Source organism: Streptomyces sp. NPDC086777 (assembly GCF_040702065.1).
Lineage (GTDB): Bacteria > Actinomycetota > Actinomycetes > Streptomycetales > Streptomycetaceae > Streptomyces.
This window is the reverse complement of sequence record NZ_JBFBJI010000011.1, coordinates 141,631-162,519: the sequence shown is the minus strand read 5'-3', so window position 1 is coordinate 162,519 and position 20,889 is coordinate 141,631. Positions and strand designations below refer to the sequence as shown.

General features: G+C 67.3%; 15 protein-coding genes and 4 pseudogenes. 7 read left to right on the top strand and 12 right to left on the bottom strand.

All coding sequences use genetic code 11. From position 1 onward, the window contains the following. Positions 1-2 precede the first annotated feature (2 nt). From AB0472_RS17940 to AB0472_RS17925, 4 genes and pseudogenes are all read right to left on the bottom strand, one after another. Positions 3-678 (bottom strand): annotated as a pseudogene (locus tag AB0472_RS17940) (helix-turn-helix domain-containing protein); the annotation flags it as partial. Between the two features lie 46 nt (positions 679-724). Next, positions 725-1,075, bottom strand: coding sequence for a hypothetical protein (locus tag AB0472_RS17935; RefSeq protein ID WP_366357412.1), 351 nt, complete (start codon positions 1,073-1,075; stop codon positions 725-727). Continuing rightward, the gene (locus tag AB0472_RS17930; protein WP_366357411.1) at positions 1,039-2,364 is read right to left on the bottom strand and encodes an MFS transporter; all 1,326 of its coding nucleotides are present in this window, start codon (positions 2,362-2,364) and stop codon (positions 1,039-1,041) included. The genes AB0472_RS17935 and AB0472_RS17930 overlap by 37 nt, the downstream gene beginning before the upstream one ends. A gap of 388 nt (positions 2,365-2,752) precedes the next feature. Then, a complete protein-coding gene (locus AB0472_RS17925) occupies positions 2,753-4,219 on the bottom strand; it encodes a multicopper oxidase family protein (RefSeq protein WP_366357410.1) in 1,467 nt (488 codons plus the stop codon). Positions 4,220-6,029: 1,810 nt separating this feature from the next. Between AB0472_RS17925 and AB0472_RS17920 the strand changes: the two genes are divergently transcribed. Continuing rightward, the gene (locus tag AB0472_RS17920; protein WP_366357409.1) at positions 6,030-6,197 is read left to right on the top strand and encodes a hypothetical protein; all 168 of its coding nucleotides are present in this window, start codon (positions 6,030-6,032) and stop codon (positions 6,195-6,197) included. A 246-nt stretch (positions 6,198-6,443) separates the two neighbouring features. Here AB0472_RS17920 and AB0472_RS17915 read toward each other — a convergent pair. The 3 genes and pseudogenes from AB0472_RS17915 to AB0472_RS17905 form a co-directional block, all read right to left on the bottom strand. Next, a pseudogene (locus AB0472_RS17915) lies at positions 6,444-6,842 on the bottom strand (transposase); the annotation flags it as partial. A 108-nt stretch (positions 6,843-6,950) separates the two neighbouring features. Then, complete coding sequence (locus AB0472_RS17910; protein WP_366357408.1) at positions 6,951-7,928, bottom strand: hypothetical protein; 978 nt, start codon at positions 7,926-7,928, stop codon at positions 6,951-6,953. Beyond that, positions 7,925-8,638: a hemerythrin domain-containing protein gene (locus tag AB0472_RS17905; RefSeq protein ID WP_366357407.1), complete on the bottom strand. Its 714-nt coding sequence runs from the start codon at positions 8,636-8,638 to the stop codon at positions 7,925-7,927. The genes AB0472_RS17910 and AB0472_RS17905 overlap by 4 nt, the downstream gene beginning before the upstream one ends. A 73-nt stretch (positions 8,639-8,711) precedes the next feature. On the opposite strand from AB0472_RS17905, the gene AB0472_RS17900 reads away from it, so the two are divergent. Together AB0472_RS17900 and AB0472_RS17895 are read left to right on the top strand one after the other, a co-directional pair. Then, positions 8,712-9,356: a TetR/AcrR family transcriptional regulator gene (locus tag AB0472_RS17900; protein WP_366357406.1), complete on the top strand. Its 645-nt coding sequence runs from the start codon at positions 8,712-8,714 to the stop codon at positions 9,354-9,356. Between the two features lie 84 nt (positions 9,357-9,440). After that, positions 9,441-9,751 (top strand): annotated as a pseudogene (locus AB0472_RS17895) (transposase); the annotation flags it as partial. 131 nt (positions 9,752-9,882) lie between these two features. Here AB0472_RS17895 and AB0472_RS17890 read toward each other — a convergent pair. Continuing rightward, positions 9,883-10,326, bottom strand: coding sequence for a VOC family protein (locus AB0472_RS17890; RefSeq protein WP_366357405.1), 444 nt, complete (start codon positions 10,324-10,326; stop codon positions 9,883-9,885). A 589-nt stretch (positions 10,327-10,915) separates the two neighbouring features. Beyond that, positions 10,916-11,147, bottom strand: a pseudogene (locus tag AB0472_RS17885) (LacI family transcriptional regulator); the annotation flags it as partial. A 42-nt stretch (positions 11,148-11,189) separates the two neighbouring features. On the opposite strand from AB0472_RS17885, the gene AB0472_RS17880 reads away from it, so the two are divergent. From AB0472_RS17880 to AB0472_RS17870, 3 genes are all read left to right on the top strand, one after another. Further along, positions 11,190-11,681: a GNAT family N-acetyltransferase gene (locus tag AB0472_RS17880; protein WP_366357404.1), complete on the top strand. Its 492-nt coding sequence runs from the start codon at positions 11,190-11,192 to the stop codon at positions 11,679-11,681. 158 nt (positions 11,682-11,839) lie between these two features. After that, positions 11,840-12,710 (top strand): IS5 family transposase gene (locus tag AB0472_RS17875; protein ID WP_366357403.1). Its coding sequence is split into 2 segments (ribosomal slippage): positions 11,840-11,953 and positions 11,955-12,710, totalling 870 coding nucleotides; the frame shifts between segments, so codons are not numbered across the junction. Between the two features lie 73 nt (positions 12,711-12,783). Beyond that, positions 12,784-13,080, top strand: a complete 297-nt coding sequence (locus AB0472_RS17870; protein ID WP_366357402.1) for a hypothetical protein — start codon at positions 12,784-12,786, stop codon at positions 13,078-13,080. An 8-nt stretch (positions 13,081-13,088) separates the two neighbouring features. Here the strand turns inward: AB0472_RS17870 and AB0472_RS17865 are convergent, their stop codons facing one another. Continuing rightward, on the bottom strand, positions 13,089-13,655 hold the full coding sequence (locus tag AB0472_RS17865; RefSeq protein WP_366357401.1) for an isochorismatase family cysteine hydrolase: 567 nt from the start codon (positions 13,653-13,655) through the stop codon (positions 13,089-13,091). A 475-nt stretch (positions 13,656-14,130) separates the two neighbouring features. Between AB0472_RS17865 and AB0472_RS17860 the strand changes: the two genes are divergently transcribed. Then, positions 14,131-15,072 carry a TDT family transporter gene (locus tag AB0472_RS17860; RefSeq protein ID WP_366357493.1) on the top strand — a complete coding sequence of 314 codons (942 nt, stop codon included), beginning with the start codon at positions 14,131-14,133 and terminating at the stop codon, positions 15,070-15,072. 1,303 nt (positions 15,073-16,375) lie between these two features. Here AB0472_RS17860 and AB0472_RS17855 read toward each other — a convergent pair. After that, positions 16,376-18,358: an alpha-L-fucosidase gene (locus tag AB0472_RS17855; RefSeq protein ID WP_366357400.1), complete on the bottom strand. Its 1,983-nt coding sequence runs from the start codon at positions 18,356-18,358 to the stop codon at positions 16,376-16,378. Positions 18,359-18,421: 63 nt separating this feature from the next. After that, positions 18,422-20,830: a ricin-type beta-trefoil lectin domain protein gene (locus AB0472_RS17850; protein WP_366357399.1), complete on the bottom strand. Its 2,409-nt coding sequence runs from the start codon at positions 20,828-20,830 to the stop codon at positions 18,422-18,424. Positions 20,831-20,889 lie beyond the last annotated feature (59 nt).

Genomic DNA, 20,889 nt, shown 5'->3' with positions numbered 1-20,889 from the left:
TTGCAGCCGTGGAAGTAGCGGACGCCGTGGGTGCGGTGGCAGGTCGCGGGGTGTCGCTCGGGGTGACCGGCGGGAGCCCAGCCGGAGCCGGCGATGGGTCGGATGCCGAGTGGTCCGAACTCGCCGAACGCGAAGACACGGTCGGGGAAGCGGTCCAGGACGTGCTCGATGCGGTCGAGCTTGGCGTCGCGCTCGGGATCCGGTGACTCCTTCCAGGTCTCGGTGCGCTGGAAGCTGATGCCGCGGCGGGTGAGCAGGGACCGTAACGTTTCGCGGCCGATGCGGATGACGCGGCCGTGGACTTTCCGCAGGTAGGCGGCGAGTTTGCGCAGGGACCAGCGGGTGAGGGGCAGGCCGAGCTTGGTCGGGCGGGTGGTGGCCGTCTGGACGACGAAGTCCTCGTCGTCAGGACTGAGCAGGCGGGGACGGCCTCCCGCCCACTGAAGGTCGAGACGGGCCAGGCCGATCTCGTTGAACCGGTGGATCACGTCGCGGACGGTGTCCTCGTCGGCCTGCACCAGCTGGGCGATCACCGGCACCCGGTTCCCGCCTGGCCGAGGCCAGCAGCATCATCGCACGCCGGAACCACACCGAACTGGCACTGCCCCGGCGCACGATCTGCTGCAGCTTCTGCCCCTCCTGGTCGGTCAACCTGCGCACACGAACAGGCTCAGCCACCACACCCCCAACTATCGGACGGATGTCACCGCACATCCAACCGCTGTCAACGCGAGCCGGGCGAACCTTCCTGATCGGAGGGCTGCTTCTCGCGCAGGGTCTCGATTTCGGCCGCCAACACAGCCATGTCGCGCATGTGCGTGTAGTACCTGGTCGCGTACTCGTCGTCGATCGCTGCGAGTACCTCTTCGAAGACTGCCGTCAGCCGGATCAAGCCTCTGCCGCGCTGTTCGTCGAGCGGGCCCTTGAGAACGCCCAGGCAGCAGCCGTAGGTGTCGGCACCCGGCATCACCATGTCCTGGTCCTCGATGTCCAGGCCACGGAGGCTTGGCGGGAACGGCATGGCCATGTGCTCGGCCGTCATCTGCGAGAGCGCGTCGAGCTTCTCTTGGAACATGAGCCAGATCTTGCCGGATCACACCCGGTGAACCAATGGGGTACAGCACTGGGCAGTGGGCTCAGGAGTGCGACACCGCACAGCACGGGGATCAGCGCGGCGAGCGTCCAGGTCAGGCCGGTGAACTCGGCGGCCCAGCCGATCATGGCGGGGCCGAACAGGGTCCCCGCGTAGGTGAAGGTAGTGAATCGGGAGATCAGCGCCGCGGCTTCTGGGCTGTCCGCCTTTGCCTGCCCGGCCGCGCTGTAGGCCAGCGGGATCAGGACTGAGGCACCCGCGCCCGCGACTGCGAACCCGCCGATGGCCGTGACCGGGTTCGGCGAGAGCAGCGCCATCGCCAGGCCGCATGCCGCGACGAGGCCGCCGGTGCGGAAAAGGGCAGGGGCGCTGTAGCGGAGGGTCAAGCGGTCGCCGATCACTCGGCCGACCGCCTGAGCGCCGGTGTAGGCGGTAACGGCCGTCGCCGCGAGACCGAGTGACGCGCCCCGGGAGTCGTGGAGGAAGATCGCGCTCCAGCCGAGGGCGGCACCTTCACAGACCATCAGCGCGGTGCCGGTCAGGCCGAGTGTCACGACCTGGCGGCTCCAGCCTCCGCGTTGGCCTCGGTGGCGCTGTGCGGGCGAGGGCGTGGGGGCGCGGTCGCGCGTGCCGGTCTCCACCAATAGTCGTCCCAGCAGCAGGCCCCCCGCCATGAGCACGGCGGCCGCTACGGCGAGGTGCATGGCGAACGAGACACCCGCACTCTCCAGGGCGGCTGTGGTGAGTGAGGCCACGACCGCGCTGATGCTCCAGGCGGCGTGGCAGCCGTTGAGTATGGGACGTCCGATGCGCTGTTGGACGGTGACGGCGTGAGTGTTCATGGCTGCGTCGGTAGTGCCGTGCATGGCACCGAGCGCCATGACGACCACCACAAGTTCGACAACTCCGCCCACCAGGCCGACCAGCGCCAGCAGCACGGGCATGACGACGAGCGAGGTGCGCAGCACCGGCCGCGTCCCGAGCCGCGCCGTCACAGGGCCCACGCCCTGCATGCAGGCGATGGCCGCCACGGCAAAAACCATGCCGATGAGCCCGAGTTGCCCGTCGCTCAAATGGTGCTTGCTCTTCAGCGATGCCAGCCGGACGACATACGTCGACAGCGTGAGCCCATTGAGAAAGAAGACCGCTGTGGCCGGCCACCGTCCGGAGTTCCCCGGTCTGCCCGGATCCTCTGATGTGGTCGAGCCGTCCCGGACCGGGTCTCCAGCCGTTGGTGTCGCATGCGCCGCGGTTTGTTCCTCGGCAGTCATCGTGCGCGCTCCGTCACGCTCCCCCCGTGATCCGAGGATGCCCGGACGGCGGGTGAGAAACAGATCGACACTAGCACCGCCGCACACTGCCAGGCCGCTCCCCAGCAAATCCCCGACGCGGGCCCGCTCGATCAGGCTGATCTGACCTGTACCCCCGTACGGGATTGGTAGCGATAGTCGAGGCCAACAGCATCATCGCTCGCCGGAACGCACCGAGCTGGTGCTGCCGCGGCGCACGATGTGCTGCCGCAGCTTCTTCCCGTCCTGGTCGGTCAGTCTGCGCACACGGACAGCCTCGGCCACCGCACCTCTCCAGTGGTCGGATCGGACGTCACCGCACCTCTAATTGCCACGACGACCAACCCGGTGAACCTATGCGGTCAGAGCGCTAGCCGCGCACGTTCACGGTGGCCATCATGCCCAGATCCTCATGGTCGAGGATGTGGCAGTGAAATACGCTGCGCCCGGCGAAGTCGCTGAACCGGATCCGCAGGCGCACCCACCCCCGTGCGGGGACGAGCACGACGTTCTGAAGCACGCCGACCGGCGGCATACCGGCGCTCCCCGCCAGCACGTGGAAGGGCCAGACGTGCAGGTGGAACGGGTGATCCATAGGGCTGGTGTTGACCACGGTCCACTCCTCAACCGTGCCAAGGGCGACGCTCTGGTCGTCACGGTCCGGGGCGAAGGCACGCCCGTCGATGGTGAAACCCATCCCACCCATGCCCATCCCACCCATGCCCATGGCGAAGGTGAGCCGACGCTGCCTGGTCACCGGGCCTTGCGGGACGGCCGGGGCCGGCAGCGTCTCGGGCAGTGATGGCGACGTTGCGGCCGGGCCGGCGGTGGCCAGGGTGGCCAGGGTGACCTGACCGCTGGCGGACGGGCCACCGTCCATCATGCCGCCCATCATGCCGAGGCCGCCCCGGTCGTAGGGGGCGCTGACCAATGCGTACTGGCCGCTGCCGGTGGGGCGCACGAGCAGGTCGGCGCGGTTGCCGGGGGCCAGCATCACCTGGTCCCGGTCGACCGGTGCGGGCAGGAACGCCCCGTCCAGGGCGACCTGGGTGAGCCGGTGGCCGTCCAGCCGTAGCGCCAGCACCCGGGAGACGCAGCCGTTGATGACCCGCCACCGCTGCACCGACCCGGGCGCGGCGGTGATGACGGGCTGGCGCTGGCCGTTGACCAACACCAGGTCGCCCTCGCGACCCCTCATCCTGGCCATCATGGTCGGCGAGGCGACCCGGCCGGCTCCGTCCAGGGTGGTGTCGGTGACCAGCAGCAGCCGGTCGCCGTTGACCGGCAAGTCCGCCTCACCCCCGGCACCCTCGACCAGCAGCGCCCCGACCAGGCCGGCGAAGATCTGATCGGCGACGGTGCCATGGTGGTGCGGGTGGTACCAGAACGTGCCCGCCGGATGCCTGGCCGGAATCCTTATGGCGTAGTCGAAGCTGTCACCGGGCTCGATGGTGAGGAACGGGTTGTCGCTATTGCCCGACGGGGATACATGCATGCCGTGGGTGTGCAGGTTGGTCGGCTGGTCGATGTGGTTTACCAGCCGCACCCGCAGCAGATCCCCGGGCCGCACCCGCAACGTCGGACCTGGTGAGGTGCCGTTGAACCCCCACCCTGCGGTGTCCCGCCCCGCCAGCCGTACGCCTGGGGCGGCAACAAGCCGTACGTCCAGCAGCCCGTCGCGGCTGGCCAGCACCTGCGGCTCGGCCAGGCCCCGGGCGGCCGACTTGGGCCGATCACTGGGCGGGACGCCCAAGCCGGTGGCCCAGCCCGCCGCGCCGGCCGTACCCAACCCGAGCAGACCCAGCGCCCGGCGGCGGCTGATCGGCTCCCGGCTCACGGCAACACGCTCCCGACCAGTGCCGGCCACAGCCACATCCAGCCGATCGCCTGACCGCCCAACACCGCGACCACGTCCCTCGGGCAGATTCTTCGCCTCAGCGCCAGCCTAGCTCTGGCCCATCGCGACGGCAGCCGGGGAGGTCCGGTAGCCGCCCGCGAGCGCGGCCGACACGGCGGGCGGCCCATGGCCGTCGACGACGACATGGCCACGTACACCCGCAGTCCGCGGGCCGACGATGTCCCTGTCCCGGAGAAACCTCGGGCAAGAACAGGGGCAAACGCCCCTTGGTTCTGATCACTGATCCACAAGTCTTGACGACAGCTCGAGCCGGACACCGACAGGAACGTTGGTCTTATCGGCCATTGAGTCCCTTGGCCGGGACGGTACGTCGGTGGCGCAGCCATTCCTCGACGTCAAGGGCGCCGTACATGACGACGCGTTCCGAGACCGTGACGAAAGGCGGCCCCTGTGGAGGCTGGGCGGTGCGCCAGCGGCGCAGGGTTGAGGCGTCCACTCTCACGCAGGCAGCGAGGTCACTGGTTGAATACCAGGGGCTGGTGAGGAGAGGCACTCGGCTATCAGGTGAGACGGCATGATGGTGAGCAACTGCAGGGTCCGCTGTGGACTCCTTCTCGCGATGCGGTTCGGCGTTGGCAATGGTTGCTATCGGTTCATTGAGCAATTGCGGCTGTTCTCCGGGGAGTACGGAACACTAGATGGATCTGCGGAAGAGTCCAGAGACGGACAGCACAGTTCGCGAACGGAGAACGCGCGGCGGATTTCCGGCAGGCAGCGGCGACGTGCCTTCGCCATCGCTTCGATCTGTGGTTGTGCTCGGGTGCGGATGTTGGTGCAGTAATCGTCCCCGGAAACGCCGGTTTGGCTAACCGGCGTTTCCGGGCTATGTTGCCGCCGAGTCGGACGGCGGTAGGCGGTCATTCGGATGTTCACTGCCATGTCCATTGACGCGGCCGGAAGTCCCAGGGGGGTCCCACAGGACTCCTGCCGTCGACGGCCGGTCTTTCGCTGCTACGCAGGGTGAGTGGGGGCTGGGAAGCGACAGGACCGGGAACCTGACTCCGGGCCACCCCTTTCTGCGTAGACCTGCTATTGCCTACCCCGCCTGAGAATGCCAGTCTGCGTGCAAGGGTCCACTCTAGTTACGGGACTCCGGGATTCGACAAGTCAAGACACCGTCGCTGACTCATCGATCGGTCCGCTTCGGAGACGTTGAACTTATCGCGAGTGTCATCCCTGGTAGGCATCTTCAGGCAACCGTGGAAGGTGGCACTTCCGGCGGTCGAGGGACTGGAGATGAAGCAACCGGCACCCGGGTCATCGGCTGGCAGCCAATCCCCGCCCATGAGCACGGAGCTATGCGGCCTGATGCCGAAAGGTCCCGGAAAGTCGGGGCGATTCTGGGAGCATGTCACCACTCGCACCTCGCGACCCGTGTCATTCACCACTCTGAACCCTGGCTCATCCTTCGAGAACAGGATGAGCCAGGCTCCGAAGCCCAAAAACGCCACAATGGGGGTGACCGTCAGAGCGGCGATTATTCCGTTTCTCTTCATACGGCGCTTTCATCACGACCAATCCAGGAGTCGATGGTGGTGCCGATTCTTGTGCAGTCCCGGCAGCCAGGCGTTCCCACGGCCTTTCCCATGCGGCGGATTGAGGAAGCCCTTCTGCTGTTCATCCCAGATGCTCTCATGTCAGGCGTAGCCGGAACGGTTCACAGGTCATGACGCTGAACCTGTTACAGGCTGGGTAGGCTCTGCGGACTCGCGAGCACGTCCTCGTGAGCATGGACAGCCTTACGGGTCTGCCGCACGAACACCGCCTCGGCGCCGCGGTCGACAGGCTCGGCGAGACGGAACGGGCCGCCGTGGGGGCCGCGCTGCCCGCCCTTTTCCGTATGGCCGAACACCTCGGCGACCGGCCCGGCGTGATCTCTCGCCATGTCCAGCCGTGACCGCCGCTGTTGTGGGACAGGACCAGGACGGCGGTGGTCACGGTGAGGTACCGGGTCGGGCGGCCCTGGCCGAACAGGGCCGCCAGGGCACAGGCGAGAGCCGTACGCCACTGCATCGACCACGGCGCCGCGAGAGCGCAGGCGAAGGCCGGCTTGAACGGCAGGGCGCTGGCAGCGCGGGACCGTCCGTCGCGGCACGGCGGCTGAGCAGCCACGCCGGTGCCGGCATCACCACGGGCCGCAGTGCTTGCCCCGGCCGACCGGGGAGCGTCCGGCTCTCTCGCCGCCGCAGGGAGCCTTGGTGATGCACCCGTCGACGGACAGCTCACGGAGTTGGAGGCCGATCATGCGGTCGTACGCCTGCACGGCCGGCCCGTGGACCTGCCCGGCCATGCCCAGCTGTGACCAGTACTTGACGCGGCGTCGGATGGTGCGGTCGGAGCACTGGCGGTCGGCGATCCGCTCGTATCCGGAGCCGTGCACCAGGGCGGCGATGACGCGCTCGAAGACAATCCGGTCCGGGATGCGCGGGTTGTGGCAGCCGAGCGGATGGGTATCGACATGCTCGGGCAGCAGTGCTGCGAACTGGTCCCACAGGGGTTCGAGCAGGCATGAGGGCAGGACAGGCGCGAGCCCTCCGGTGATCACTGAGCGTCAAGAACTCCATGATCACCCAGGCTCGCGCCTGTCCTGCCTCCGGTCGTCACACGGCCGTTCGCCACACCTATCGCCGGGCTCTTTGAAAGAGGTGTATCAGTCTGTCTGCCGTTGGGCGGCGAGGGCGTGCAGGCGGGCGGAGGTGCCGTCACGTCGTGCGCGCCGCAGCCCGTATTTGGCCAGTAGTCCGTTGGAGACGGTCAGCAGTGTCCTGTACGGGGGTGCGGCCAGTCCCTTGGACGTGTGAGGTGCGTAGACGGCCTTCTTCTCGGTGACCGTGAGCCAGCCGGTGAGCGTGCGCATTCCCAGCCCGACACACTGCGGTTGGAAGGCGTGGGCGAGGAGGCCTGCTCTGCGACCGCCGGGCGGGAGCAGCCCTGCGAGGATGTCCAGGTGCAGTCCTGCCTCGTCGTGGCCGGTGACTTTCACGGGGACGATGACGGGCAGACCGTCCGCGCCGCGGTAGGCCAGAAGCCGGTGCGGCAGCCGGTGGACCTGACGGGCGGCCGCGGCGACGTCGACGCGCGGGCCGGTGCCGTTCTTCGGTGCCTTCTGTTCCGCCGGGAACTCCGGCCAAGCGGCGCCTGTGACCGCTTTCGCCCCTCGGGCCGCGAGGTTCTCCCACACTGTGACACGCTGCAAATCTACGTCCACGAAGACGCGTTCCTGGTGGTACTCACGCAGGAGCCAGTCCCACAACGGCCCACGTCTCACTTCTCCGAGGAACGGCTCGGAGGCACGCATGAGCTCTGCCAGACGCTCCGGCGACGGGCGCATGTCCACCGACGCAGCGCCCTGGGCCAGCACGTACGCGTCACTGGCGGCAAAGCCGTGCTCACGGGTGTGATAGCCGACGGCGACGTTCGGGTCGCGCAAGATCCGTTCGAGTTTCTTCGGGAAGCCGAGCGAGGTGGTGAACCCGATCCGGCCGGCCTCACGGTTCCCGAGGCCCAGCGGTGAGACGCTGGTGACCACGGCGCCGCCGGCCGGAGTGACATAGGCGACCGCCACGGTGAGGTCGCCCCTGATCACAGGGTCCGCGGCGTCGGGCCACCTGAGCGGCGCGGACGTCATGCGCCGGTTCCGCGGAGGACGTCGAGATCGGCCTCCGCCTGAAGACGCATCCCGGGGACCAGCGGACGCACCGGTTCCGGCAGGCCCGAGAGCACCAGTTCGACCTCCGCGGGGGTGCCCACCTCGTCGAGGAACCCGACCATGAGGTGCCCGGCCACGGGGGGCGTGGTCGCGATCACGCGCTGCGCGAAGTCCTGCCACTCCGCGGGGCTGACATGCTCGCGGAGCGCCGGGAAGAGGACGGGCTCCTCATGGGTCAGGTGGTCATGCACGACGTCTCGGACCGTCACCGCGGCGTCGTACAGCGCGGCGCGAACCGCCGCCTCACCCGTGGAGGCCGCACCGTCGCCGGTGCCGGGGCTGACCGTCGCAAGCGGATCACCGCCGACGGCTTCGTCGACGTGGACGGAGACTCCGGCCAGCCGGTCGAGCGCCGCGTCCAGTTGGTCATGCTCGTCGGTCAGTGAGTCCAGGGCCTTGGCGGCGGCCGGCGCTTTCGCGGTGATCCGGGGCCAGAGGTCGTCGTCCTCGGTCTGGTGGTGGTGCCGGAGGTTGGCGACGAGGAAGTCCCGCAGCTGCGCGGTCGCGTCGAGGGGGACCGAGGCGTCGAGGGCTGCTTCGGCCAGCAGGGCGGTGGCCACTCTGTGCACGTCGTGGGCCAGCCGGGTCTCGACGACTGCGGGCACGTCCGTGGGGGGTTTCAGTGTCATGAAGCGCAACGTATTCATTAGAGGAACTTATTGTCAATATAGTCACCTATCGCACACGCTGTACACTGCATCCGTGACGACGACCCGGAAGTACACCTCGACTCGACGCGTCAGCTCGGCGGCTGCCACCCGTGAAGCCATCCTGAGCAGCGCGCACGCGCTCTTCCTGGCACGTGGGTACGCCGGCGTGACCGTCGCGGAGATCGCGGAGGCGGCGAAGGTCGCCGTACCGACCGTGTACAGCAGCGTGGGCAACAAGCCCGGCATCCTGACGGCCCTCCTGGAGCCGGCTCTCACGGACCCCGCCATCGCCACCACCCTCGCGGCAGTCGAGGCCGCTGACGATCCGCGCGCCGTGATCGACCTGACGGCCGCGGGCACCCGGCTCACGCATGAGCGTCACTGGGACCTGGTGTACGAGATCTTCTACCGGAACCCGCCGGGCGAGCCCGCCGTCAAGGCAGTCCTGGACAACGGAGCCGACGACTACGTCCAAGCTCTGACCCTGGTGGCCGACCGTCTCGTCGCCCTCGGCGCGCTCCGCGCCGAGGTGAACCGCGCGGAGGCTATCGATCTGCTCTGGTTCTATCTGGGGCCGCACGCCTGGATCACGCTCGTCGGCGAACGCGGATGGCCATTCGCGCGGGCGCAGGATTGGATTGCCCGCTCGGCCTGTCATGCACTTCTGTCTGATCATTCCGCAGCGACTTCGAGCTAGCGCCACGCACTGGGCCTGGCGGCGATCATCTTGTCACTGCTGAGCTTGGTGTTTGACCTCGGCCGTTCACCTGACCCGCTGATCTTGGTTCATTCCCGGGACAGCAGGGCGGCCGTTCTTCACGCTTCGAGGTGTCGAGCAACGTCGCGTGACGGGCACGGGATCACCCCGGCCGGCAAGAAAGTCTTCGACAGGCAGCTGCCCAACAGCGAACCGAAGCTGCGCGCCGTCTTCGACAAGCTGGCCGCGAGGTTCGGCGCCGTGCTCGTCGTCGTGGACCAGCCCGCCTCCATCGGAGCCCCCCCGCCCCTGACCGTCGCCCGGGCCGACGGCTGCAACGTCGCCCACCTGCCGACTTGTCCATGCGGCGGATCACCGATCTCCACCCGGGAGAGCGAGCCGGCCCTTGTCCCGGACAACTACGTCCGGAACGGCTGAACTTGGCTGCCTGGTCAGGGCGATCGCGCGCCGTCTGCACTGTGAACGTCTGGCCCTGTGCCGGACGGAGCGCGATCGGTGCGCCGTGTCAGCCGATCGGGCTTGCGCCCTGCTGGAAGACGTTGATGAGATTTCCGTCGTTGTCACGGATCGCGGTCGAGGTGCTGCCGTCGCCGAGGTCCATCTGCTCCCAGACAGTCGTCACGCCCAGATCACGGAAGGTGCGTGTCACGCCGGCGAGGTCCTCGACACGGAAGACCAGGGCCTTGGTGCCGATCGGGCGGATGTGGGCGGGGGGCTCTGCCGTCAGTTCAGGGATCCGCACACCGTCTGCGGGCTGGAGGAGCTCGAGCCGGAACCCGGGACCTTCCAGGAAGGCGACGTCCGCCCCGATGACGTCGAAGCGGGACTTCGCCAGCAGGGTGAGGCCGAACACCCGGTTCCACCACTGGATCGACGCGTCGAGGTCACTGACGGAAATCGTCACGTTGTGAAGGCTGTAGGCGAAGGGCGGCTGGGCAGCGGTGGTCATGGCGATCACGTTTCGTTAGGCGTATGCAGTCGTTTGCGGTGGGGCACGCGAAAGCCTCGCGTAGTCCCGCCCGGCTTCTCCCTGCCGTGCAGCGGAACAGTCTGTGCCCACCTACCGCCGACCCGACGTCCACTTGCAGTAGCGAATCAGCGGGTCGCAGCCCAAACATAGACCTTATGGACCGCACGGTCAAGAACATATGTCCTCTTCGGGAATATTGCGAAGTAAGTGCATCAAAGTGACGATTGATAGCTCGCCGCCCGCATGCGGATGAGAGGCGCGAACAAGGTCCCGCGCGGACTTGGGGAACTGAGGCCCTGCCCCCCGTGCTCCGTGGGGCACGGTCCGGCGCCTTCGGCCGCCAGAGCATCGTCCGGCCGGCGGTGAGGCGCAGTCGATGGCACAGCCGTACGGCCGGAGACGACCCGCTCAGGGGCACGGTGAAAGGGGCAGACCGTCAACCGCACTTCGGCACCCGATCCTGGCGTGCCTGCCTGACGGCACCTGCTCGACGCGCTGATGTCTCGCGTACTAGGCCGTGTTTTAGGTCGGGGTTCGGGTCCACGCCTCGTACGGTGATGATCGCCGTGTGGGGCGTAAGTCCCTTCGCCACCCGGGACTCCAGCACGCCTCTGCTCGGCCTTGGGCTCCCCTGCCCCGTACGGGCACGCCGGGCCACGGGTCCGCGAGCACGGGAACAGGCCGAGACTCCTGCGGCGCCTTCTTCGGGTACTAACCGGAGGCTGCGGGCGTGAACAGCGGCGTGGCGAACTCGTACCGTCGCCAGTGAGCGGCCTGGTCGACAGCACGCCACCGGAAATAACCGGTGGGAGTGCCACACACCGTTGGTTAATCTCACGCAGATGGAGATCCGAACGTTCGAGGAGCCTGATTGGCCGCAGGTCTGGCCGATCGTCGAGCAGATCATCCGCAAGGGGGACACCTTCTGCTATGACCCGCTACAAACTGAGGTGCAGGCGCACGATTTGTGGGTGGTGCCGCCGCCAGGGCACGTCGTAGTGGCCGTGGAGGACCAGCGCGTACTCGGCACCTCCAACATGTACGCCAACCGGCCAGGCCCGGGTTCGCACATCGCCAGCGGAAACTTCATGGTCGCACCAGAAGCTCGCGGTCGGGGTGTCGGCCAAGCATTGGGCGAGTATCTGCTGGACTGGGCGCGAAGCAGCGGATTCGCCGGCGTGCAGTTCAACGCTGTCGCGGCCTCCAACGCACCAGCGGTCAAGCTGTATGAGCGTCTCGGGTTCGCCATGATCGGCACCGTTCCCGGCGCGTTCCGGCATCCAACGCTGGGTCCGGTCGGCCTGCATGTCATGTACCACAACCTGGGCTCGTGACTGCCACCAACCCGAGTCGTCCGCAGGTACCGCCAGTAAGCAGGCGTCGGCATCGGAGCGCCGGAGGCGGCTTGGCCGCGGGTCAACTCCGAAAACGACTCCAGGACGTGCTTTAGGGCGGGGTTCCGGTCCACGCCTCGTACGGTGATGATCGCCGTGTGGGGCGTGGGGATCTTTGTGATGAGCAGTGGTCGGTGCTGGAGTCGTTGCTGCCTGCGGCGGGTGTAATTCGCAGGTGGCCGGGGCGACGACGACTGGTGGATGGTGTTGCGTTGGCGGGTGCGGACGGGTGTTCCGTGGCGTGACCTGCCGCGTGAGTATGGGCCCTGGCAGACCGTGTACGGGCTGTTCCGGCGATGTCAGCGGCAGGGGGTGTGGGCCCGGCTGCTGACGCTGTTACAGGCGCAGGCCGATGCAGCCGGGCTGATCACGTGGGACGTCAACGTCGACTCCACGATCTGCCGGGCTCACCAGCATGCGGCCGGTGCCCGCCGGGACGGCGCGGGGCAGAAGGAGGCGCCTGGTGGTGTCGCCATCGAGCCGGACGACCACGGGCTGGGCCGGTCAAGGGGTGGGTTCACCACGAAGATTCACCTGGCCTGCGAGCAGGGTCAGAGGCCGTTGTCGCTGCTCGTGACCGCCGGGCACCGACATGACAGCCCGCAGTTCCAGCCGGTCCTAAAGGCCATCAGGGTGCCTCGGACCGGTCCTGGACGGCCGCGGTCCCGGCCGGGCAACGTCCGGGCGGACAAGGCCTACGGCTCGCGCGCGAACCGCGCCTATCTACGCAGGCGCGGTATCGGTTGCACGATCCCGGAGAAGACCGATCAAGTCCGCAACCGCAAGAAGCGTGGTTCGCAAGGTGGCCGACCGCCGAAGTTCGACAAGATCGACTATCGCGAGCGTCATGCGGTCGAGTGCGGGATCAGCCGTCTCAAGCAGCACCGGGCAGTGGCCACCCGATCCGACAAGCTCGCGGTGCGGTTCGAGGCGACGGTTCACGTCGCGGCGATCCACCAGTGGCTGTGAGCCGTCGGGCGCGCTGTCAGCCGTGCCATGCCGGCCACCGGTACTTCGAGCAGCACAGGCATGGGGAGGTCCGGTGGCCGCTGATCACTACTGCGCGGACAGCGAGAACGGCGACCACGTCGACGAACCGTCCGAAGACGCCTTGTTCGAACTGGTCAACGACCTGAACGGCACGGACAACACCTTCGTCGTCATCCAGCCCGAAGAGGACGATCCCGTCTGGTTCGCGTCCGTCTCCGTCCTGAAGGCGGGCGGCTACGAGATCGTCCGGCGTGACACCAGCCGCCGCGAGCACGACGTCATCGTCGAGACCAGCATCGGTCAGATCGCGGGCGACCTCACCAAATGGCTGGCCACCCACGCTACCTAAAACACGGCCTAGCTTCCCGCGGACGGGGCCGCGGACAGAAATTCCTCAACGCTGAGTGTCGCGTGCGAAATGAGCGGATATCGCAAGATCATGGCATCGTAGGCAGGGCGTCCACCGAAGGCTGCTGTCGCATCCGTGAAGGTAGTCACGTGAAAGCCGTGTTCCATACAGCTGCGCGCTGTGGACTCCACGCACATAGTTCCGACCATACCTGCGACAGCGATGTACTCGACGTCATGCTGCCGCATCTGCACTTCCAGGTCCGTGTTGGCCAGGACGTCGATGTTCGTGTGAGGTGCGATCACGATCTCGCCGTCGACTGGCGCGAGATCCGGATGGAAGTCGGCACCCCAACTCCCCTCCTCGAACAGGCGTCTTTCGAACATCTCGTGATGAACGCCCGAAATATGCTTCCAGGTCGTGTAGTCGGTTTCCGTGTACGACATAGGAGCGTGGAATACTGGAAACCTCCGGTCGCGCGCTCCAGCAAGGAGTTTCTTGAGGTTTTTGAGGGTGCCGATTCGCTCAAACTCATCCCTGTAGACACCGTGCCTTCCCGTCTTCGGAGAAGGCATCGTTGACCGTATCTATCAGTAGCAGGCCAACGCGCCCGCGCTCATACGGCGCAGCAGTCATCCCGACCTCCCCTATCGCAGCCCCCTCACGACGTCAGAGCAAAGAAGGCCGAACCGCGCGCTTGGCAGGAGCACTCGCGCTCGCAGGCTCCCGGGAGGTGAAGCCTGCTCCGCCGCACGCGCATCACCCAAGCTTGGCTCCGCACGATCTGCATTGCGCCAGACTCGGCCGGCCGAGAACCGCCACGGATGTGTCTGCCTTTCGCTTCTCGGAGCCGCGCTCTGCCTGACACGCCTATAAGCGTGATACAAGCCGACTCGATTCGCGTACCGGTGTGTGTCGACTCGCGCCGACTGCTGAGGAGAGCGACCATCGCCAGATGGCCAGTTGCCACCCACACCACCTGCAGAGCGTTCACGAAAGGCCTTCTGTCATGTTTAACGGAGCCCGTCTTTGACCGGCCGCAGGCACCTGGTGGCCCCAAACCTCTTCGGTATTAGTTTCGGAATTGCCGGACTGGCGCAAGCTTGGACAGTGGCACGCGGTGCGGCAAACACGCCCGAGTGGCCTGGAATCGTCCTCTGGTTGGCAGCCGGCGTCCTATGGGTCCTGACTTTGGTGGCTTACGTGGACAACCTTTTCCATCGAGGACACGTAGGGAAAGAATTCACGCACCCGGTGACTGGCCCCTTCATCTCGCTGATCCCCATCGTTCCGATGCTCCTCGGGGTCGCGCTCAAACCGTATGCGGACACGGCCGGTAAGTGCATCTACCTCGTTGCATTTGTTGTCACGGTTTTTCTGGGCGGATGGCTGACCGGAGTATGGATCCGCGTGGACATGGAACTCGTGGATTGGCATCCCGGCTACTTCCTGCCGACCGTCGCCGGCGGCCTCCTCGCGGCGGGCGGAGCGGCCGCCTTCAACTGGACAAGACTCTCGGAGCTCATGTTCGGTTTCGGGTTCATCTGCTGGGTAGTCCTCGGTTCAATTCTTCTCCTTCGATTGTTCACGCAGCCCGCACTGCCGAATCGCCTGCTCCCGGTCATCGCCATCGAATTTGCGCCGCCTGTCGTAGCCGGGAACGTCTGGTTCGCAATGAACGGAGGTCGGGCAGATTTTGTAGCAAGCGGACTGGCCGGCTATGCACTGCTCATGGCATTGGTGCAGATTTCCATGATCAGTTCATACCGGATGGCTCCTTTCGGGCCGCCGTACTGGGCATTCGCCTTCACTTACATCGCAGCTATTACGGACGTAATTATCTGGCTTAAAGCCGAGAGTGTAGATGGTTCCAGAGCGTTTACTTACGCATTGCTCGCAGTTTCCACGCTGGGTTATGCGCTACTAGCCACGCAAACGGTGAGGGGTCTGATTCGAGGAACGTTTCTTCCCGATTTTCCTACCGGGGACTAAGGGCTTGCCGGGAATCGGCACGTTGGATTGATCTTGGTTTTGTCCGGCGCAAGGAATCGGGCGACGTCGTACGGCGTGCGAAAACTGGCTGTTGAGGCGGGAATGTAGATCCCGTGGGCTTCCAGGAGTGAGCGGACGTCTGTCATTGCACGGCTGATGGTCATGGCGGTGGTGTTGAAGAGCTGACCGAGAAGCTCCTGAAGAGCAGGCTTCCGCAGGCAGGGTCTTCGAGGAGTGATCTCGTGTCGCTTCGAGCCGGCGGGTCTCGTCGCCTCTCGGCTCAAGGGTTCGTCAGGTGGGTCCGAGGGCGGTCAGGGGCCGGGTGCCGCCTGCTGTCATCTCCACCGCCACTGAGCGCTCCCCGTCGAGCCGCCGCCCGTACCCTCGGACGACGTCGATGCCGGCACCGAGTGCCCCCCGATCTGCGAGGAATCGTCGAGGCCGTTCACGACGATGTCCCGGCGAGCCAGTGTCGCCGGAACGTCCAACACATGATCAGTCAACAACCACGCCACGCCGGGCACATGCTGCGCGTTTCCCAGTACGTGGTCGCGTCGGATGAGCTCATCGATCGGGGAGCGGACCCGTTCGCCTGGACGGCAGCCCGCTGGCTCCGTGGCTCATGGGGGAGTGAGATACGCGCAGCGTGGTGGTCTGACCGGCGCGGAGAGGGCCGCGCGGGAGCGGCCCCAGTCGCAGGCTGTCGTCGCATCGAGGGCACGGCGGCCAATCGTGAACTCGCGACCGCTCTGCGGGTGAGCGAGCGGGCGGTGGAGCGATGGCGCCGACCTGGCGCGAGCGCGGCGAGGTCGGGGTCCTGTTGCAGAGTTCTACGGGGCCGGCTTGGGGACCAGTTGGGGACCACACGGTGTGCGCGATGGTGCACGACGGAGCCTGCTAACCCACATTGTCCGCCCAGATTAAGTCTGTTATATCCAGAAAATACCCTTGACCCCTACTCCTGGGGGTCAAGGGGTCGCAGGTTCAAACCCTGTCGTCCCGACCAGCTTCTACGCAGGTCGGAGGCCGTTCTCTCGCTTACGGGAGGACGGCCTTTCGTGTTCGGAGAGGGCTGGTGGTCGCGGCGTGGTCGCAGACCGGGGTTGGGGTCGGCCTGCGGTGGCGCTGAAGGGCGGCGGTGTGGTGGGCGCAGTCGGTTGAGGGCCTCGCGGAGCCGGTGGAATACGGTCGCGTGGATCGCGGCCGCGCCGGCGGGGCCGGCGGGGCCGGGCGGTCGGCCTTCTGCTCGGCCCGTTCGAGGATGTGGTGGGGGGTGGGCGGGCACGGCGGTCGCCGAGGCGGTTCACACGCCGGTGATGGTCCATGCGTTGTTGGTGCTGGAGTTCGGCGTCCACAGCACCGCGGTCGAGCCCACCGCGGTGCTGCCGCTGCCGTCGAGCGCGGTGCCGGTGCCGCGGTTGACGATCTGGTAGCGGTCACCGCCGACGCCCACCAGCGACCACTGCTGGTTGTTGCCGCCGTTCCACGTCTCCTGCCGGGCCGGAGCGCCGTCGGCGGAGTCGCCCCAGCTGTCGGCGGCCATGCCGTTGGTGCGGTTGATGATGCGGTAGTAGCCGGTGCCGAGGTCGATCAGCTGCCACTGCAGGTTGGCGCTGCCGTCGTAGTTCCACTGCTTGAGGTTGGAGCCGGAGGCGACATTGCCCCCGCTGTCGAGCACCAGCCCGCTGGTCACGTTGGCGATCTTCACCCAGGTCGTGGAGCCGCCCGGTGCGCCCAGGACGGGAATCTCGCCGGAGAAGGTGAGCTTGACCGTGTACGCCAGTGCGCTGAACGGCGGGTTCGACGAGGGCATGGCCAGGTGCAGACCGGTGCCGTCCTGCGTCGGGGTGGGCAGGCTGAGGTAGCTGCCGGCGGTGTTGTTCAGCAGTTGGGCGCCGGTCAGGCCGCTGAGGTTGATCCGGTTGGAGTTCAGCGTCGTGATGGTCGTGGTGCCGCCCTGCCAGCCCAGCGTGGTGGCGTAGAGCACCTTGTTGTCCTGGCTTCGGGTGAACCGGACGTCCTTCGGAGTGCCGGCCACCGGGCCGCTGAAGGAGCCTCCGCCCATCGGCGTGGGGCCCTCGCCGTAGCTCGTCCAGGAGCGGGTGCCGTAGACCGCCTCTCCGAAGCGGCCGAGCCAGTCCCCCATGCCGAGCAGGATCGACTGCTGTCCGGAGGGGATGGTGCCGTCGGCCATCGGGGCGATGTTCAGCAGCATGGTGCCGCCCTTGCTGACGCGGTCGACCAGCGAGTGCAGCAGTGCCTGCGTCGAGTAGTAGCCGATGCCCGCCGTGTAGCACCAGCTGGAGGAGGAGATGCTGTCGTCGGTCAGCCAGTAGGGGGTGAGCAGTCCTGCCGGGCCGCCGCGCTCGAAGTCGAAGACCTCGCCCTTGTTGTCGAGGCCGTCCTTGTAGGTCGCGGCCACGTCCTTGTCCCAGGAGACCGCCTGGTTGTAGTAGTGCGCGAGGAACTGGAGCCGGTAGGACTCCTGTACCAGGCCCAGGTCGAAGTCCTGCCAGAGCAGGTCCGGCTGGTAGGTGTCGATGACCTCGACCAGCTTGTCGTACCAGAGCGTGTTCTCCGCGGCCGAGCCCTGCTGGCCGAAGAGGATGCGCAGGGCAGGGTCCGACTGCGACGGCACGTGGTCGTAGTAGCCGTTGAAGTGGTAGGCGTGGTGCAGGGACGCCATGAACTTCAGGCCCTGGCCGCGGATGGCCTGCGCGTGCAGCCCCACCAGGTCCAGTCCCGGGCCGTGCCGGACGGAGTTCCACGGGTTGGCGCGGCTGTTCCACATGGAGAAGCCGTCGTGGTGCTCGGCGACCGGTCCTGCGAACCGCGCGCCCGCGGCCTTGAACAGTCGCGCCCAGGCGTCCGGATCCCAGTGGCCGCCCTGCGAGGCGAGCTTGGGGGCGAACTGCACGAAGTTGCCCGCCTTGTCGCGGGCTCCGTCGATGAAGTTGTTGTACGGCCACGCCGAGGGGTCGCCGTAGGTGGCGATGTGATGCTGGTTCTCGGCCGAACCGCCCACGTACATGTTGCGCGGGTACCACTCGTTGCCGAACGCGGGGACGCTGAAGACGCCCCAGTGGTAGTAGATGCCGAACTTGGCGTCCTTGAACCAGGCCGGAGCCGGGGGGTGCTGGTCCACGGAGGACCAGCTCGCGGTGTAGCTCGTGGGGCCGTCGGTCGCGGCGGCCTCGGGGGCGAACCGCAGCAGGCCGAGGGCCGTGGCCGCGCCGGTCGCCGCCAGCAGCCGGCGTCGGCTGATCGGAAGGGGTGAGGAAGTCATGCGGGCCTCTCGGCGTCATTGACGGGGTGGGTGGTCTCAGATCTCGGAGGGCACCGGATCAGTTCAGTCGCGCGTCCACTGCTGGTTGCTGCCGCCGTTGCAGGTCCACAGCTCCAGCAGGGTGCCGTTGGCCGTGCCCGCGCCGGTGGCGTCCAGGCACAGGCCGGACTGGGCACCGGTGATCGTTCCGTCGGCGTTGAGCGTCCACTGCTGGTCGCCGCCGCCGTCGCAGGTCCAGATGTCGACCTTGGTGCCGGGGCTGGTGCCGCCGCCCGCGGCGTCCAGGCAGGCGCTGCCGTAGACCCGCAGTTCACCGGCCGAGGTGCTCGTCCACTGCTGGTTGCTGCCGCCGTTGCAGTCCCACAGCTCCACCTGGGTGCCGGACGTCTGCGACTGGTTCGGGACGTCCACGCACCGGCCGGAGCCGGCCCCGACGATTGCTGCGGTCGTGCCGCCGCCGGGCCCGCCGCTGCCGGGGGTGAGGGACAGGTTGTCGAACTGTGCCGTCTCGCCCTGAGCGGTCGCGTAGCCGGCCTGTCCGCCGGCCCAGGTGCGGTCGCTGACGGAACCGACCGTGGAACCGTCGACGACGGCGGTCAGGGTGGTGCCGGAGAAGGTCAGGGCCAGGGTGTGCCACCGGTTGGTGCCCAGTACGGCGGTCGTGCCATGGGCGAGAGTGGAGACACTTCCGTTGGTGGCGGAACTCAGGATCGACCAGGCACCTGTGTCGCTGACCCGCAGGTGGTAGGCGTTCAGTCCGCCGGTGCTGCTGTAGTCCTGCCCGCCTGCGCGCCCTATCAGCTCGGCGTATCCCGGCTGTTCCAGCAGCACGTCGGACGAGACGGTGTAGTTGCTCCAGCCGGTGTCACCCAGCAGGGCGTGCGGGTCGGACAGCGCGTCCCAGGTGATCGGCTTCTGCGGACTCATCTGGCGCACGCACTTGCCGCTGCGGCCACCGCCGCAGCCCGCCACCTCGAAGGCGCCCTGCCAGTCCATGAGGTACTTCGCCTCGGTGCCGGTGGCGTAGCCGTCGAAGGAGTCGCTGTACGGCATGGTCATCGTGCCCTGGACGGGGCCGGTGGCGGTGCCCTTGCCCTGGCCGGTCGTGGTGGTCAGGGTGTAGACGCGATGGGGCTGCACGGTCAGGCTGAAACCGCCGCCGGACGGGGTGATGTCCGTGGTGTGCACGAAGTAGTCCGCGGGGTTGGCGGAGTTGACGTCGGTCGACCAGACGTGGACGGCTGCGGTGGACAGCCCTCCGGTGACGTCGAAGTTCAGCGTCTGGGCGCTGCCGGCGTCCATGGTCTCGATGACCGTGGACCAGTCGGAGTTGTTCGGGGACTTCAGCGAGACGTAGCTGCCGTTGTTCCGGTTGCCGCCGATGTAGCCGCTCGAGGCGTCGAGGTACTTCCAGCCCGGGGCCGTGAACTGGCTGGTGTGCGCCATCACCCAGGTGTTCTTGCCGATCGCGTAGTGGCCGGACCACGGCTGCGAGGCCAGGGCGAGGCCCATGGTGGGATACGGCAGGTTGGGCGTGATCGCCGCGACCACCGGCCAGTTGAGATACGCGGTCATCCGGCCGTCGATGTATCCGCGGTTGATGCCGCGGGCCATGGCCGGCGCTCCTGCGTTGTAGTCGTCCGAGCCGTTCTCGCTCGCCCACAGCGACTTTCCGGACGACGTGGCTGCCGACGGCACCGAGCAGTTGGACTGGGAGGAGCGGTAACCGCAGGGGTAGTGCGTGCCGATGACGTTCACCGCTGCGGCGAACGCCGGATCGGAGTCGATGTCGCCGGCCACGGACCAGTCCGAGTCGGCCGCTACGATCTTGACGCTGCCGTAGCCGTTGGAGTTGAGCGCGCTGCGCAGCTGCTCGTACCAGGAGATGTTGTAGCCGCGCTCGTTCCAGCCGCCGAGGTAGTCGATGGTGAGGCCGTGCTGCTTGGCGCAACCCAGCCATGAGACGAGGTAGTTGACCATGTCGGTGGACCAGAAGTTCCCGCCGCCGATCCAGCCGGGGGCGCCCCAGGCGAGGCCGTACAGCTTGATGTTCGGGTTGCGGGCCTTGGCCTGCTCCATCAGCCACCATTCGTAGCCGCGGTCGCAGTTCAAATCGGAGCGGGTGTGCTGGTGGCTGGGCTCGGCTCCCGAGGTGGAGTTGGTGTCCCCGCCGATCTCGGCCTTGAGGATCTGCAGGGAGGCGCCGTAACCGGGCTTGAAGAGGTAGTCGAGGACCTGGCCGCGTTCGGGCTCGGGGTAGTCGATCAGGAGTCTGCTGTTGCCGCCTCCGCCGCTGATCGCCCCGACGCCGTCGAAGGTCCGTCCGCCGGACGCGCCGTTGACGGTGATGGAGGTGGCGGCGTGGGCCGTGGCGGCGGCCGTGCCGACGAGGCCGCCGGCGGCCAGGACGAGGCCCGCGAGCACGGCCGTCGAGGCGCGCAGGCGCCGTAACAGCTGTCTGAATGCTGACACGGTGGGCGTTCCTTTCGCAGGTCGGAGGGGTTCGCAGTCGGTGGGGTCCGCGTCGGGTG

Excerpts from the sequence above, each read along its gene's own strand:
- AB0472_RS17880 (WP_366357404.1), top strand. The coding sequence starts at position 11,190 with ATGGAGATCCGAACGTTCGAGGAGCCTGATTGGCCGCAGGTCTGGCCG.
- AB0472_RS17930 (WP_366357411.1), bottom strand. The coding sequence starts at position 2,364 with ATGACTGCCGAGGAACAAACCGCGGCGCATGCGACACCAACGGCTGGA.
- AB0472_RS17890 (WP_366357405.1), bottom strand. The coding sequence starts at position 10,326 with ATGACCACCGCTGCCCAGCCGCCCTTCGCCTACAGCCTTCACAACGTG.
- AB0472_RS17920 (WP_366357409.1), top strand. The coding sequence starts at position 6,030 with ATGGACAGCCTTACGGGTCTGCCGCACGAACACCGCCTCGGCGCCGCG.
- AB0472_RS17935 (WP_366357412.1), bottom strand. The coding sequence starts at position 1,075 with ATGTTCCAAGAGAAGCTCGACGCGCTCTCGCAGATGACGGCCGAGCAC.
- AB0472_RS17855 (WP_366357400.1), bottom strand. The coding sequence starts at position 18,358 with ATGACTTCCTCACCCCTTCCGATCAGCCGACGCCGGCTGCTGGCGGCG.
- AB0472_RS17910 (WP_366357408.1), bottom strand. The coding sequence starts at position 7,928 with ATGACGTCCGCGCCGCTCAGGTGGCCCGACGCCGCGGACCCTGTGATC.
- AB0472_RS17865 (WP_366357401.1), bottom strand. The coding sequence starts at position 13,655 with ATGCCTTCTCCGAAGACGGGAAGGCACGGTGTCTACAGGGATGAGTTT.
- AB0472_RS17905 (WP_366357407.1), bottom strand. The coding sequence starts at position 8,638 with ATGACACTGAAACCCCCCACGGACGTGCCCGCAGTCGTCGAGACCCGG.